The following is a 14,873-nucleotide window of genomic DNA, read 5'->3' as shown; positions in this document are numbered from 1 at the left end:
TCAATTAATCCTCCATTCCAGTTGGTGTTTTTTCGTAAAACTTATTGCTGCGTTCAATAAAGTCAGCAGTCTTGAAGACGTTACCTTCATCAAAGCGCTTAGCCATAATTTGTAAGCCGACAGGCATACCATCAACTAAACCAGCTGGAACACTAGCTGCAGGAATACCTGCTAAGTTGGCAGAAATAGTCAAAATATCGTTGTTGTACATCTTGATTGGGTCAGAAACTTCTTCGCCAATACCAAATGCAGGTTCAGTAGTAGTAGGTCCAACGATTACGTCATTTTCAGCAAAGATCTTGTCAAAGTCATTGCAAATTAATGTTCTAACCTTAGCAGCTTGTCTGAAGAATCTGTCGTATGAACCGGCTGAAAGTGCAAATGAACCAAGCATGATACGACGCTTAACTTCTGTACCGAAGCCTTCTGAACGTGACTTAACGTAAACGTCAAGCAAGTTCTTAGTATCCTTAGCACGGTAGCCGTAACGAATACCATCGTATCTTTGCAAGTTTGATGAAGCTTCACTTGAAGCGATGATGTAGTAGTCAGGAACAACGTACTTAGTGTGTGGCAATGATACTTCGTTGATGATTGCGCCAGCATCCTTTAAAGTATCGATTTGCTTTTGGATAACTTCACGCATTTCACCGCTAACTGCTTCCATGTATTCCTTAGGAACAGCTACGCGAAGGCCCTTAACGTCTTGACCAATAAACTTGGTAAAGTCAGGAACTTCACGAGTTGAAACAGTTGAGTCGTGTTCGTCTGCACCAGCAATAACATTCAATACTTCTGCTGAGTCCTTAACGCGCTTAGTCATTACACCGATTTGGTCAAGTGAAGAACCAAATGCGATAAGACCCCAACGAGATACACGGCCGTAAGTTGGCTTAATACCAAAAATGCCGTTGAATGCAGCTGGTTGACGAATTGAACCACCAGTATCTGAACCAAGGGCTGCAACAACTTGACCACCGGCAACTGCAGCTGCAGAACCACCGGATGAACCACCAGGAACCTTGTCTAAGTTCCATGGGTTGTGAGTAGCACCGTAGTATGAGTGTTCAGTTGATGAACCCATAGCGAATTCATCCATGTTGGTCTTACCTACAAAGGTTACGCCAGCCTTCTTAAGCTTAGAAATAACTGTTGCGTCGTACATTGGCATGTAATTGTACAAAATGTGACTAGCAGCAGTAGTCTTAATACCGTTAGTGATAATGTTGTCCTTAATAGCAATTGGAATACCTGCTAACTTGCTCTTTGAGTAGTCAAGGTTTTCTGCGGGCTTTGCATCATCTAAAACAGTGATCCAAGCGTTTAACTTCTTATCTGTATCCTTAATGTTTGCCACAGTGTCTTTAGCTAACTTATCTGCTGACAAGTCACCGCTGGCAAGCTTTTTGTTTAATGAATCAATATCTTCGTTTAAGTAATTCATTACTCGTCCTCATCCTTATTAATAATTACAGGAACCTTAATGTAGCCGTTAGCCTTTTCAGGAACGTTTGCCATTAATGTTTCTCTAGTTTGTCCTTGCCAGTGTTCAGGTTTATCTTCTCTGAAGACAGTATCACGGTCAACAACTTGGACAGTTTCATCAACACCTTCAGTATCAACTTCGCTAAGTTGATCAGCCATGTTGATGATTGATCCCATTTGATCAGTAAATTTATCTAATTCTTCCTCATTAAACGCAAGTCGCGAAAGAGTCGCAACGTGTTTAATGGTATCTTTTGTGATTTCCACGCAAATACCTCCTATTCGCCGCCATAAACATGGACTTGATAATCACTATCGCCGGTTTCCTTGGCAATTAATGCTTGAACATCGTCAACCGATCCAATCCTAATTTCAATTGGAATATTGTTAGGCAAATACTTCTTTGCTGCTGACAAAGCTAAACGAGTAAAACTTTGAATTTGCTCGTAGCCATAAAACTGGGTCGTTACTGAAATATTTTCTTGAGCCAGCTTGCCATTATCATAACGCAAAGTTGCCGTTACCCCACTAATATTAGGGAAATAATTTTGAATAGACGTCTTGAAATCATTAAAGTGCGATGCGTCGTTGCTATTAATTGCCTTTTCATTACCAGTTGTCGGTAAAATCTGCATTTTTTCCGACACGGATTTCCATTTAGTTATTCTACTACTATTAGACGCCGCTGTCCCGTAAGCGAAGTAAGTTCCGCCAACTAATGAGTCTTTTCCGGTCTTTGAGAACAAACCAACGGTAATTGGAATATTCTTCAAAGCCTTCTTTTTACGCAAACGAGCGACGATTTCATTAGCCATCTTCTCGCCTTGTGCGCGTTGTTCAGCTCTTGAAATATCGGTTTGGAATTCTGCACCATTCCGCTTCTTTTGGAAGTAGTCAACGGAATTCATGGCCAGACCCAAACTCATACCACCAATTGAATACTTAGAACCGGAACCGGTCAAGTAATCTTGTTCAATAATTTCTTCCAAATAAATTGGATTTCTGGTATCAGTACCGGTCTTGCCGTTATTAACAGGGTTCAAGCCCTGGGGATTAGATTTTGATTTTCTGGTTAGCCAATCGGTAACCGTTGAAGAATCCAAATACTGACCTTCTTGGAAAACGTATTGGTTAGTTGAAAATTGATTCTTAGAAATTTGAATCAAACCACGTTCAAGTTCACGCGTATCTACTGAGTTGTCGTTATCAGTAGCAGTCAAACCAGAAATAGGACTAGTAACGTAGCGGCCGTTCTTTAACAAAACGCTGTAGCCGCTATTACCCGTATTAGTTGTTTGATAACTTTTTCTCTTAGTTGTAGAAGTAGTTGTCGCATTGTTGGCTAAACTTGAGTCCTTTAGTCTGCCACAGCCACTTAGGGTAATCATCACCCCAGCCAAAGCCATAATCTGCAAATATTTTTTCACAATAATTGTCCCTTTATTCAATTTGTGCGATTGCTTCTTCTTCGGTTAAAAGCGGAATTCCCAGTTGCTCGGCCTTATTGTACTTAGATCCGGCATCCTTACCATAAATTACATAATTGGTCTTCTTAGAAACTGAGCCGGTAACCTTAGCACCTAAGGCTTGCAACTTCTTGGTAAATTCACTTCTTGTATAATGCTCTAATTTTCCAGTTAATACAACTGTTTTATCTTTGAATGGGTTATCAGGTGCAGCTTCTTCATCTTCACCGAGGTAATCCATGTTCAAACCACTTTCGCGCAATTCTTCAATCAGCTTTTGCACTTCAGGCTGAGCAAAATACGTAGTCATCGATTCGGCAATCGTCATGCCTATTGTATCTATTGAAGCAATATCTTGCACCCCTTGAGCCATAATCTTTGACAGATTTTTAAATTTTTGGGCGATTAAACGGGCTGCTTTTGCTCCAACGTGATCAATTCCAAGGCCTGTAATTAACAATTCTACTGAATTTGACTTGGAATTATCAATTGCAGTAAGCAAATTATTGATCGATTTTTCCTTAAAGTGATCAAGCTCGGCCAAATCATCGGCAGTTAAGTGGTAAAGATCGGCAACGTTGTGCACCAAATCCTTGGCAATTAACTGTTTAACGATCTTAGGACCTAAGCCGGCAATATTCATCGCAGGACGCGATGCAAAGTGGGTAATTCCTTCTTCTACTTGGGCTGGACAAGATGGGTTAATGCAGCGAAGAGCTACTTCGTCTTCTAAGTGAACCAGTTTTTGACCACATGATGGACAAGTATCAGGAATCTTGTAAGGCTCTGAATCTGCTGGACGCTTTGCTAAAACAACTTCAGAGATTTCTGGAATGATGTCGCCGGCCTTGTGCAATTTAACCGTATCGCCAATGCGAACGCCCTTTTCATTTAAATAGTCAGGGTTGTGCAGCGAAGCTCTAGCAACAGTTGTACCAGCAAGTTGAACGGGATCCATCACAGCAGTTGGCGTTACTACACCGGTACGGCCAACCGTCCAAACGATGTCGCGGACAATTGTCTCTTGTTCTTCTGGTGGGAACTTATAAGCAATTTCCCAACGTGGCACTTTTACGGTATTACCCAATTCTTGTTCAATGTTTAAATCATCAATCTTCAATACGATCCCATCGATGCCATAGGTCAAACTGTTACGCTTAGCCGTATATTCATCAATAAAGTCAAAGATCTCATCAAGCGTAGCTAATTTTCGACCGGTTTCATTAGTGTGAAAACCTAATTCGTGCATGCGCTCAATGGCTTGGTGCTGGCTAGTAATACCTTCTGGTGGATTAACCCAAGTATAGATAAAGGTGCTCAGTTGACGCTTCTTCGTTACCTTAGGGTCAAGCTGACGAAGCGAACCGGCTGCAGCGTTACGTGGATTGGCAAAAACGCTCAAACCTTGTTCTTCACGCTCTTCGTTAAGCTTGGCAAAGGCTTCCTTGCCCATGTAACATTCGCCACGCACTTCCGTAGTCAAAGGCTCTGGCAAAGTTTGCGGAATGTCGGCAATGTAATGCGCGTTAGCCGTTACATCTTCACCTACATAACCGTTACCACGAGTCGAAGCACGAACTAACTTACCGTTTTCATATTCAAGCGATAATGACAAACCATCGATCTTTAATTCGACGTTGTATTCAACGGGGTGGCCAACCAATTTTTGCATCCGTTGGTCAAATTCTTTCAATTCTTCTTTTGAAAAGACATCCCCCATTGAAAGCATAGGAATCGGGTGCTCAACTTTAGTAAAATCGTTGTCAATTTGTCCACCAACTCTTTGCGTAATTGAATCGGGTGTGACTATCTCTGGGAACTCTTTTTCGAGTTCAAGCAAACGATTATAGCTTTGATCATAGACATTATCTTCAACTTCAGGTGCATCTTTTGAGTAGTATGCATCGGCCCATTCATTCAATTGGGTTCTAAGTGAAGCAGCCTCTTTTTTGGCTTCATCAAGAGTAATTTCTGCCATTTTTGCCCTCCTGATTAAAATCTCATTTATTCCAATTATACCTTCTTAATTGGCGCAAACGCAGCCAAAAGTCTCTTAATGCCCTTACCTGGAAAGGCAATATCAAGTTCCATGTCTTCGCCAGTGCCATTGACCTTGGTTACTACGCCGCGGCCCCAAGCTTTGTGTTCTACTTGATCACCAACGCTCCAGCCCTTCTTTTCGGCACCGACAGCACCGCTGGCTTTTTTAGCAGTATAAACTGTGGCACGAGCACGTTCTGCCTTTCTAGCAAAAGGAGCAGAAGTAGCCGCAAAGCTGGACTTGATAAAACTGCCTTCGAGCTTTTCATTTTCTTCTTTATGAAGGTCCTTAGAATCAATTTCATCCAAAAATCTTGAAGGCGGATTGTTCTGCATTCTGCCGTACATCATACGTGAGTAGGCATTAGTTAAGAACAGTTCTTGCTTGGCACGGGTAATACCAACATAAGCCAAACGTCGCTCTTCTTCTAATTCATTATCGTCCATCATTGATCTTTGCAATGGGAAGAGGCCATCTTCCATGCCGATCAAGAAGACAACTGGGAATTCTAGACCCTTAGCAGCGTGCAAAGTCATCAAGGCTACTTGGTTATCGTCTTCGTCTAAATCGTCTTGGTCGCTTAAAAGTGATACTTCAGCTAAGAAGTCGCTTAGTGGATTAGAATCGTCTTCTTCAGGTTCGTAATGATCGTCAAAACGTTTGGTTACAGATAAGAATTCGTCCAAGTTCTCAAGACGTGTCTCAGATTCAATGGTATTTTCAGCCTTTAAAGCATCAGTATAATCAAAGTCTTCTAAGATTTTTTCGGTTAAACCGGTAACGCTACTAGTTTGCGCATAAGCAATCGCATCCCTCAGCTTTGCGCCAAAGTCGCTCAACTTCTTAGCAGCTCGCGTACTAATTGGACTTTCTGCCACATGGTCCATCGCATCTAAAACGGTGTAGTGGTTGTCATCAGCAAATGTTAACAACCTATCCACAGTTGCAGCACCAATTCCACGCTTAGGCGTATTGATGATGCGGTTCATGCTCATCGTATCGGCAGGGTTAGCCACCAACTTCAAATAAGCCATGACATCCTTAATTTCTTTTCTGTCGTAGAACTTGTGACCACCAACAATTTGGTAAGGAATGTTTGACTTAACAAAAGCTTCTTCGACTGTACGCGATTGGGCGTTAGTTCGATAAAGAATGGCAAAATCCTTGTAAGAACGGTGCTTGTCCTTAACTTCTTCTTGGATCTTGGAAATAATGTAGTGCGCTTCATCATCGCCGCTTTGAGCTTGGTAGTAAGTAACCTTTTGTCCTTCGCCTTGATCAGTCCACAAGTTCTTGTCCTTGCGGTTTTGGTTGTTCTTAATCACTGAGTTAGCGGCAGACAAAATGTGGCCAGTTGAACGGTAATTTTGTTCTAGCTTGACGGTTCTTACGCCATCTTTTTGGTAATCATGCTCAAAGTTCATGATGTTTTCCATATTAGCGCCACGCCAGCCGTAAATTGACTGATCAGCATCCCCAACAACGCAGATATTCTTATATTGGGCAGCCAAAGCATGACACAATTGGTATTGTGCTTCGTTAGTATCCTGGTATTCGTCAACCAAAATATAGCGGAACTTGTTTTGGTAATAATGCAGCGTTTCTGGATCTTTTTTAAACAAAACCAAGGTCTGCATGATCAAATCGTCAAAATCCATGATTTGATCTCTGCGCAATCTTCTTTGGTATTCCTTGTAGATCTTGGCCGCCATCTTTTCAAAAGGTGAAGAAGCAGTAGTTTCAAATGCTTCTGGATCAAGCAAGTCGTTCTTACCGTTAGAAATTGCAGCTAAAACGCCACGTGGGTCGTACATCTTAGGATTAATGTTCAAGTCCTTTTCGATGTGCTTCACCAAAGTCAATTGTTCAGCTGAGTCCGCAATTGAAAAGTTGTGGCTGTAGCCAATCTTTTCCGCATCCCTACGCAAAATTCTGACGCAGAGGGCATGGAAAGTTGACATCCAAATATTCTCGGCAGCTGGGCCAAGCAACTTTTGTTCACGTTCACGCATTTCAGTTGCGGCTTTGTTAGTGAAGGTAATGGCCAAAATATTCCATGGTGCCACTTGATTTTCTTCAACTAAGTAAGCAATACGCCTTGTCAAGACAGAAGTTTTGCCTGAACCCGCGCCAGCAACAACCAAAAGCGGACCTTCGGTCGTCTCGACAGCTTTCTTTTGTTGCGGATTCAAACCAGCTAAGATAGATTTTTCGCTCATTATTGTCTCCTTCACAAAAAATAATTCATTAATGCAACTTAAACATTATACCAAAAAAGCAACGAACATTCGTTGCTTTAAAGATTTACTTATCATATTTTTCGAGGTCAAATTGTTCAATTAAATTAATCAATTTGTCAGCATAATCCGGATCGGTTGCGTAGCCATCGGTAACCAAAGCCTTGGCCTGCGTCTTATAATCCTTTGACGCTAAAACGTGCTTATATTGGTCGTGGTTCCACGTTGTCCCGTTTTGGAATAATCTAGCATGGGCACGAATAGAAGCCTCGTATGAGTCGTATATTTGGAAACGCGCCTTCACAGTTACCCACTTGTCCTTAACGTATTCTTTTGTCGTCATCACGGCCGAAGTATTCGGGTTAGTCCCCTTAACGCCGAATAAGTTGTTGTACTTTTGCGATAAATCGCTTTGGCCATAGTTACTTTCAAGGCAGGCCTGAGCAATCGTGATACTTGGCAAAAGATCATAAGACTTGTCGACCTCACGCGCAATTGGCCCGATCTTTTTAATAAAAGCTTTTCTTTGTTTAAGTAATTTTGCCTGTTCTTGCTGGCGCTGCAACTGCGCTTGTCTGATCTGCTCAGATTGAATTGCATAGCGTCTGTAGTAACGAAAGCCCACGAAGGCAATCAGCAACACAAACAAAATAATAAATACGCGAACAACTAACTTTACACTTTTTGGTATTCTTGATTTACGCTTTTTTGCCATAATTCCAATTCCTTTAATCCATTAATTAAAGTATACCCGAAAAATATATAAAAAAAAGAAGTCGCTCACTGCGACTTCTTAATTTGTGCGGGCGAGAAGACTCGAACTTCCACGATCTAAAGCGATCACAAGATCCTTAGTCTTGCGCGTCTGCCATTCCGCCACGCCCGCGGAACAGTAACTATAATAGACTAAATTCGAGTGATGTGCAAGTAAATTTCGAAAATAATTTAATTTTATTTATTATTTTCTTTAAAAAGTACGCGCTAAACGCAAGCGCCCCTTGCATTTGCCACACCTATAGCGGATCGTATTTATTCTGCGCATGCGTGGATATTTTAGCCCGCAGTTTTCACAGACATAAAGATATTTATATTTTTTCCGGCGTCTTAAACCAATATCAGGTGCGTAGCGACTGCCACCTACCCTATTAAGCAGAATTTTAAAATCGCGATCTTTATGCTGGTAGCCTAGCCCCATTAAATGCAGATGGTAGTGACACAGTTCATGTTTAATAATGCCCACCAAATATTTTTGATTTTTTGCTTCTAAAAAATGCGCATTAATTTCAATATGATGGTCATCTAAATGATAGCGGCCACCCGTTGTTCTCATCCGGTGATTAATTTTCACCATATGCAAAAAGGGACGATGAAAATAGTCCCTTGAAATTTGTTCTGTTAATTTTTGTAATTCTTCTTGTCTCATCGAATCCACTTCGCATATAAACCGGCACCTTTTGGCGTATTAATGTGGCGCTTCAAATCCGTCACGATCTTATGCTTAAAAGAGTGCTTGCCGTTCATCCAAGTTCCTGTAAACAAGTGAATGCTCTTAGAATCCGCCGATGGATTGCACAAAACGCCATCAGGATAAACGTGGATGTCCTCTTTTAACATTTGCTCCTTATTACCAATCTTTAAACCATATTTATCAATCAACATGTCGGTCACAGAAACACTGTTGACCCCAGCCATTTGATTGTTGACGTCGTATTCAAAGTTGCGGTCCTTATAGTAGTCCAAAATGTCCTGCATGAAAGGATGGCCCTTTTCTGCGCCAAAAATTGCGGCAGACAAGTAGTCATTATTTTCAAAGCCGATAAACGCACGATCATTTAACAGCGGCGTTAAGTCGCACACTACACGCACATCAGTATCCAAATAAATGCCGCCCTGTTCATAAATAGCTTTGGCACGAATATAGTCGGACACAAAGGCCCATTTTTTAGCTTGATATGCCTGTTCAATATATTTATTTTCATGCATATCAAAGTTGTCTTCGTTCCATTCCACAAATTTAAAATCAGGCAAATTCTTTTTCCAAGTCGCAATACATTCTTGGATGATCTTGCTCTTCGGATTATGCCCGACCCAAACATAATGAATCATTTTTGGAATCATTTTTAACCTCGTTTAAAGAAATTTTTGACTAGCTTAATAATATCTTCGTTGAAGTCCAGCTTTAATAAGAACATCAAGGCCACGTAAATGACAAACATGATGATTGATTTAACTGCCATGTTGAAAAAGGCTGACGAAATAAAGTTAGGCATGAACATCCCAACAGCTAAGGTAATAATAGCAATCAATATATACTTGGGTACATCGTGAAAGACGTAAGTAAATTTGTAACCATCGCGTACTACCCACAAACGCAAGACCAAAACTACGGCTTCCGTAATTAAGATAGCGATCATGGCACCCATAGCGCCGTAATGACGATCAAGTAGATAACTTAAGATAATTTCTAAAATAGCCCCAATGACTACAGGAAAAGCATAGTCCTTATCGCGGCGATTGGCCAAGGCAAATTGGTTAGCAAAGACACCACCGGTTGGAATCATGATGATGGTTAAAGTAAACCAAAACATCAGCGGTGTCATCGGAATATACTTATTGCCAAAGAAGAACGGTACGAATTGCTTGGTATTAGCCATAATGATCACGGCAAACAAAGTACCGAGCATGACGGTTGCTTCAAGCGACTTTTTCATGACGACCTTTTGGGCTTCTTTACCTTCACTAGCCATCTTAGGCATGATAACCAGGGAAATACTGGTGATCACGCCCAAGATCATGTTTGAGATGCGCTGCGAGTTGTCATAGAAAGATACTTGCGTTGAACTAGAAAAAAGGCCCAATATTGGCTTATCCAACGACGTATAAATCTGCGTCGCAATTTGCGGGATCATCAACGTACCGATTGCGATTGCGGTTTTCTTGAATTTGTAAAAATGAGCCACAGGGTTACCCACGTAACGGTAAATGTCAAGCCAAAAGACAAATGACCCCAGCATCGTTGACACTGACATGATCAGTAAATACTTCCACAAGTCAGCTGGTGATTTTACCCAAAGCAAAATCAAAACTACACTGACCAGCTTTACTGCCGTATTTTTCAAAACAACGCGGCCGAAGTCGGCTAGCCCTTGGAAGAACCAAGAGATATCGACCTGCGCTGAGATCAAATATGGCACCATGAGTAAAATGTAGAACCAGTATTGTACATGAAAAACGGTCGTTACAAAAACGGTAATGGCAATCGTAATTAAACCGGCAATACCTTGAAAGTACCACAAGCCCCAAAAGGCTCTAGTCAATTCTTCCGGCGTACCATAAGTCCGCGTACGCGAAATCGTTCGCATCCCTACATAAGAAACTGACAGGATACAAAAAATCATCAAAAACTGCACAGTGTTGTTAACACTACTGTAGATCCCATAAGTTTTTGGCCCTAAGACTCTAGACAAATATGGCACCGTAATCAACGGGACCAAAACAATGAAAATCTGATAGATCGCGTTATAAAGAATATTTAAAAACGTTTTGCGCATATTCTACCCTCTATATTCCTGCGTCATATATTTAAAGACTTTTTCGCAATATGGGCCCTTCACTTGGCTGGTCAAATGCAGCCAGTAAAGCCTACGGTTAGCAATTTGCTGGTTATCCAAATGATCAAGATTATCAATCAATTCTTGTTCTGAATTTACGCTAATTCCTGGCGTAATTTCACTGTATGGTCCCATCAATAGGCCACGTGTTTTTTCATATTGCTTAAGGAAGTTGGTAACGAACACGATTGGCTTGTTCAAGTGCAAGTAGTCGAAGTAAATTGATGAGAAGTCAGTCATCAAAAAGTCGGTGTCACCGAGCAGTTCGTACAAGTCGTAGTCATGTTCAAACAAGTAATCGTTGTTTAAAAAGGCAATGTTGGAATAGCTACTTTTGAATGCACTAAATAGGCGCATTTCGTAGGGATGCAATTTTACAATCAAATATTGATGACGCTTCTTGAGCTCTTCATTTAACTTTTTACCATCAAAATCTTCAAAGGCAAAGAAGTTGCCTTCCTTGATCTTGTCCATGATGGTTTTATCTTCAAGCTCGTATCTAAAGGTTGGCATGTAGATGCCGATTTGTGCTTGCTCATCTTCAGTATCAAACAAGTCTTGCAAGAGTTGCTTTTTAGAAATTACTGGCGAATCTAACAAGTCCAATCTAGGAAAACCAATTTTTTGGTACTTCTTAGTTTCAATTGCCATGCAGGCACTCATCAAGGTCTCGTATAAATCAGAACTTGAAGCAACGATATCCGCATTCTTATGCCACAACTTTTCATTACGCTTGTTGTCACGGTACTTGGTATTGTTGGCCATGATGCCCATTCTTTTCAAAGGTACGCCATGCCACAATTGCACATTGATCTGGTGCTTGCGTACCTTAAAAGGCTGGTGCGTAGTGACTACGTAACGCGCTGCCCCGATCTTTTGCCAAGTTTGCCACTTAAGGTGAGATGATGGCCATGGCTCTACCAACGTAGTGTTAAATTCAGGGTGGTTAACTAAGAGCCATTTGTAAAAAGCATAACCGTTTGAGCCAGAACGACCCGAACCGTTTAAAACCACAACCGTATTGTCTTCCATCGTAGTAAATCTGCTTAGAAACTTCATCCACGCTAAATAAAGACGAAATAAAAAACTTTTCATTAACATAAACTTCCTTAAAATAATCTTACTTTTAAGCATAATAAAAAAGCTTGAGCAAACTCAAGCTTTTTTCTCTATTTTTGCCAAACTTTATTCTTTTCCCATTCTTCTTTGAACAAATTTGACGATTTCGACAATTAAGATCATGCAGATACCAGCAACTAGAATTACTAGCCATTGATCACCGTCAAGTTCAGTTACGTCGAAGAACTTAGTCATGAATGGCAATTCAACAGCAACCATAATCAAGGCTGAGATAATAATCGCACCGTTGAACCACTTGTTGGCAAATGTGTGCTTTCTGAAAATTGATTGGTGAATGAACTTAGAGTTAATTGCGTGGAATAACTGAATCAGTCCCAAAGTAAGGAAGGCCATGGTCAAGGCATCCCCATGTTTCATAGCAACATTACCTACGTGCGGACCAACATGAAGGCCAATTTGGTAAGCACCTAAAACTAAGATACCTTCCAAAACACCTTGGTAAATAATGGAGCTAGCTACACCGCCGCTGAAGAAGTTAGAATTCTTACCACGAGGCTTACGTTTCATAATCCCGTCTTCAACTGGTTCAACACCTAAGGCAATAGCTGGCAAAGTATCAGTTACCAAGTTGATCCAAAGCAGTTGCACTGGAGCCAAAATGTCCCAGCCAAGCATGGTCATCATGAAGACTGTCAAAACTTCACCAACGTTACAACTCATCAAGTACAAAATAGCTTTTTGAATGTTACTAAAGACTTTACGGCCTTGCTTAACAGCTTCAACAATCGTAGCGAAGTTATCATCGGCTAAGACCATATCACTGGCACCCTTTGATACTTCAGTACCAGTGATCCCCATACCGATACCAATGTCGGCTTGCTTCAAACTTGGGGCATCATTAACACCGTCACCGGTCATGGCAACGATCTTGTTGTTTGCTTGCCATGCCTTAACGATTCTTACCTTGTGTTCTGGAGAAACACGGGCATAAACGCTGTAGTCGCCAACGTGCTTAGTGAAGTAGTCATCGCTTAATTTATCAAGTTCAGCACCGGTTAAAACGCGCTTGTCTTGACCTTTTTCAATAATCCCCAAACGTTCTGCGATGGCTTGAGCGGTAGTTTGGTGGTCACCAGTAATCATCACGGTTCTAATACCAGCGCTCTTAGCTTCGGCAACAGCGTCCTTAGCTTCGCCACGTTCTGGGTCGATCATGCCGACAAGTCCAGCGAAGATCAAATCTTGTTCAACGTTGTCAGTAGATGGATCATCATAAAGTTCATCAACGGTCTTGTAAGCCAAACCCAGCACACGCAAAGCTTTCTTGGCCATATTCTTGTTAGTTTCAAGAATATTTTTCTTGTCTTCATCGGTGATTGGTTCAATCTTACCGTTAATATCAATCTTAGTAATACGCTTCAAAAGCATATCAGGAGCACCCTTAACGGCAACATAGTATTTATCACCATCTACGTTAACAGTACTCATCAATTTACGTTCTGAATCAAATGGTACTTCTTGGACACGCTTGTACTTTTTAAGCAAAGTTTCTACGTCAATACTTTGATCGAAGGCAAATTGAATCAAAGCAGTTTCGGTTGGGTCACCTAAAAGGTTACCACCGTTTTCAATTTGAGTATCGTTGGCCAAAACCATGGACAAAAGTGCAGGATTAGTTTCGCTAATCTCGTCGCTGTCGTCGTGAACTGCGCCGTCATGGAAGACCTTTTCAACGGTCATTCTGTTTTGAGTCAAAGTACCAGTCTTATCTGAACAAATAATGTCGGTAGCACCCAAAGTTTCAACGGCAGGCAATTTTCTAACGATTGCCTTATGTTTAGCCATCGTTTGGGTTCCTAATGCCAAAATAATCGTAACAATAGCTGGAAGTCCTTCTGGAATTGCAGCTACGGCAAGTGATACGGCAACTAAGAACATGTTAATCATCAAAGTAGAATTACGGTCGGCTGGATTTGCTTTTAACATACCAACGGCAAAGACAATCACACAGATTGCCAAAATCATGATGGTTAAAGTCTTACCCAACTGGGTTAAGTTCTGCTTCAAAGGAGTGTCAGTTTCATCGGCATTGTTAAGCATTGTAGCAATCTTACCAACTTCGGTGTGCATCCCCGTGCTAACTACAATACCTTCACCACGTCCGTAAGTAACGTTAGTGTTGGAATATGCCATGTTCACACGGTCACCCAAAGCAATATCATCGCCAGATAAAGTCTCAATCTTCTTTTCAACTGGGACAGATTCACCAGTCAAGGCAGATTCTTCAATCTTCAAACTACTTGCCAAATTCAAACGCAAGTCAGCTGGAACAACGTCACCGGCTTCAAGCAAAACGATGTCGCCTGGTACCAATTCGGTACTTGGAATCGTAATGATTGCGTCGTTACGCCGGACATGCGCTTCCGGCGTGGCCATATCCTTTAGGGCTTCAATCGCAGCTTCACTTCTTGCCTCTTGAAAGACACCTAAAATGGCGTTCAAGATAACAACGATCATGATGATTGCTGCATCGGTCCATTCTTTAGCAACTACACCGGATAAAATGGCGGCGATGATCAAAACAATGATCATGAAATCCTTGAATTGATCGATGAAGCGCATAAACATGCTCTCCTTCTTTTTAGCAGCTAAAGCATTGGGACCATACTTTTCAAGTCTGGCTTTGGCTTCGCTATCGCTTAGTCCGGCATCGAGGGATGTTTTTAGCTCTTTTTCCACATCGGGTACTGACTCGGTGTAATATTTCTTAGCCAATTTAGTTTCCTCCTTAATATAAACAAAAAGAGACTTACATGCTTGTAGCACATAAGTCTCACAAATTAAGATAAACCCAGAAGTATAATCGCTTCGGCTGTTGGATTTATCGCAAGCAAATTGCCGTTACTCCCTTATGACAAGTTTATTATAAGAAAATTTTTAAACTTTCACAAGT

At 41.2% G+C, this 14,873-nt stretch carries 11 protein-coding genes and 1 tRNA gene; all 12 read right to left on the bottom strand.

Translation table 11 applies throughout. The features are described from left to right. Positions 1 to 4 precede the first annotated feature (4 nt). Positions 5 to 1,444, bottom strand: a complete 1,440-nt coding sequence (gene gatA / locus LA20531_RS08395; protein WP_013437360.1) for an Asp-tRNA(Asn)/Glu-tRNA(Gln) amidotransferase subunit GatA — start codon at positions 1,442 to 1,444, stop codon at positions 5 to 7. Then, on the bottom strand, positions 1,444 to 1,752 hold the full coding sequence (gene gatC / locus LA20531_RS08390) for an Asp-tRNA(Asn)/Glu-tRNA(Gln) amidotransferase subunit GatC (protein ID WP_013437359.1): 309 nt from the start codon (positions 1,750 to 1,752) through the stop codon (positions 1,444 to 1,446). The genes gatA and gatC overlap by 1 nt, the downstream gene beginning before the upstream one ends. Before the next feature lie 11 nt (positions 1,753 to 1,763). Beyond that, the gene (locus LA20531_RS08385; RefSeq protein WP_082589016.1) at positions 1,764 to 2,912 is read right to left on the bottom strand and encodes a CamS family sex pheromone protein; all 1,149 of its coding nucleotides are present in this window, start codon (positions 2,910 to 2,912) and stop codon (positions 1,764 to 1,766) included. A gap of 13 nt (positions 2,913 to 2,925) precedes the next feature. Further along, on the bottom strand, positions 2,926 to 4,929 hold the full coding sequence (ligA, locus tag LA20531_RS08380; RefSeq protein ID WP_013641606.1) for an NAD-dependent DNA ligase LigA: 2,004 nt from the start codon (positions 4,927 to 4,929) through the stop codon (positions 2,926 to 2,928). Between the two features lie 35 nt (positions 4,930 to 4,964). Further along, the gene (pcrA, locus tag LA20531_RS08375; RefSeq protein WP_056939932.1) at positions 4,965 to 7,211 is read right to left on the bottom strand and encodes a DNA helicase PcrA; all 2,247 of its coding nucleotides are present in this window, start codon (positions 7,209 to 7,211) and stop codon (positions 4,965 to 4,967) included. Between the two features lie 85 nt (positions 7,212 to 7,296). After that, positions 7,297 to 7,944, bottom strand: coding sequence for a glycoside hydrolase family 73 protein (locus LA20531_RS08370; RefSeq protein WP_056939933.1), 648 nt, complete (start codon positions 7,942 to 7,944; stop codon positions 7,297 to 7,299). An 86-nt stretch (positions 7,945 to 8,030) separates the two neighbouring features. Further along, a tRNA-Leu gene (locus LA20531_RS08365) sits at positions 8,031 to 8,115 on the bottom strand. 81 nt (positions 8,116 to 8,196) lie between these two features. Continuing rightward, positions 8,197 to 8,652 carry a SprT family protein gene (locus tag LA20531_RS08360; RefSeq protein WP_056939934.1) on the bottom strand — a complete coding sequence of 152 codons (456 nt, stop codon included), beginning with the start codon at positions 8,650 to 8,652 and terminating at the stop codon, positions 8,197 to 8,199. Further along, positions 8,649 to 9,347: a glycosyltransferase family 32 protein gene (locus tag LA20531_RS08355; RefSeq protein ID WP_056939935.1), complete on the bottom strand. Its 699-nt coding sequence runs from the start codon at positions 9,345 to 9,347 to the stop codon at positions 8,649 to 8,651. The genes LA20531_RS08360 and LA20531_RS08355 overlap by 4 nt, the downstream gene beginning before the upstream one ends. A 2-nt stretch (positions 9,348 to 9,349) precedes the next feature. Next, on the bottom strand, positions 9,350 to 10,780 hold the full coding sequence (locus LA20531_RS08350; RefSeq protein ID WP_056939936.1) for an oligosaccharide flippase family protein: 1,431 nt from the start codon (positions 10,778 to 10,780) through the stop codon (positions 9,350 to 9,352). A gap of 3 nt (positions 10,781 to 10,783) precedes the next feature. Then, on the bottom strand, positions 10,784 to 11,935 hold the full coding sequence (locus tag LA20531_RS08345; protein WP_056939937.1) for a CDP-glycerol glycerophosphotransferase family protein: 1,152 nt from the start codon (positions 11,933 to 11,935) through the stop codon (positions 10,784 to 10,786). A gap of 90 nt (positions 11,936 to 12,025) precedes the next feature. Further along, positions 12,026 to 14,713, bottom strand: a complete 2,688-nt coding sequence (locus LA20531_RS08340; RefSeq protein ID WP_260190416.1) for a calcium-translocating P-type ATPase, PMCA-type — start codon at positions 14,711 to 14,713, stop codon at positions 12,026 to 12,028. Positions 14,714 to 14,873 lie beyond the last annotated feature (160 nt).

This window comes from Lactobacillus amylovorus DSM 20531, assembly GCF_002706375.1.
GTDB classification, from domain to species: Bacteria; Bacillota; Bacilli; order Lactobacillales; family Lactobacillaceae; genus Lactobacillus; species Lactobacillus amylovorus.
Note: the sequence above shows the minus strand (reverse complement) of the source record. Positions and strands in the feature narration are given on the sequence as shown.

Coding starts and splice junctions, on each gene's coding strand:
- gatA (WP_013437360.1), bottom strand. CDS start 1,444: ATGAATTACTTAAACGAAGATATTGATTCATTAAACAAAAAGCTTGCC.
- ligA (WP_013641606.1), bottom strand. CDS start 4,929: ATGGCAGAAATTACTCTTGATGAAGCCAAAAAAGAGGCTGCTTCACTT.
- pcrA (WP_056939932.1), bottom strand. CDS start 7,211: ATGAGCGAAAAATCTATCTTAGCTGGTTTGAATCCGCAACAAAAGAAA.
- LA20531_RS08370 (WP_056939933.1), bottom strand. CDS start 7,944: ATGGCAAAAAAGCGTAAATCAAGAATACCAAAAAGTGTAAAGTTAGTT.
- LA20531_RS08360 (WP_056939934.1), bottom strand. CDS start 8,652: ATGAGACAAGAAGAATTACAAAAATTAACAGAACAAATTTCAAGGGAC.
- LA20531_RS08355 (WP_056939935.1), bottom strand. CDS start 9,347: ATGATTCCAAAAATGATTCATTATGTTTGGGTCGGGCATAATCCGAAG.
- LA20531_RS08350 (WP_056939936.1), bottom strand. CDS start 10,780: ATGCGCAAAACGTTTTTAAATATTCTTTATAACGCGATCTATCAGATT.
- LA20531_RS08345 (WP_056939937.1), bottom strand. CDS start 11,935: ATGAAAAGTTTTTTATTTCGTCTTTATTTAGCGTGGATGAAGTTTCTA.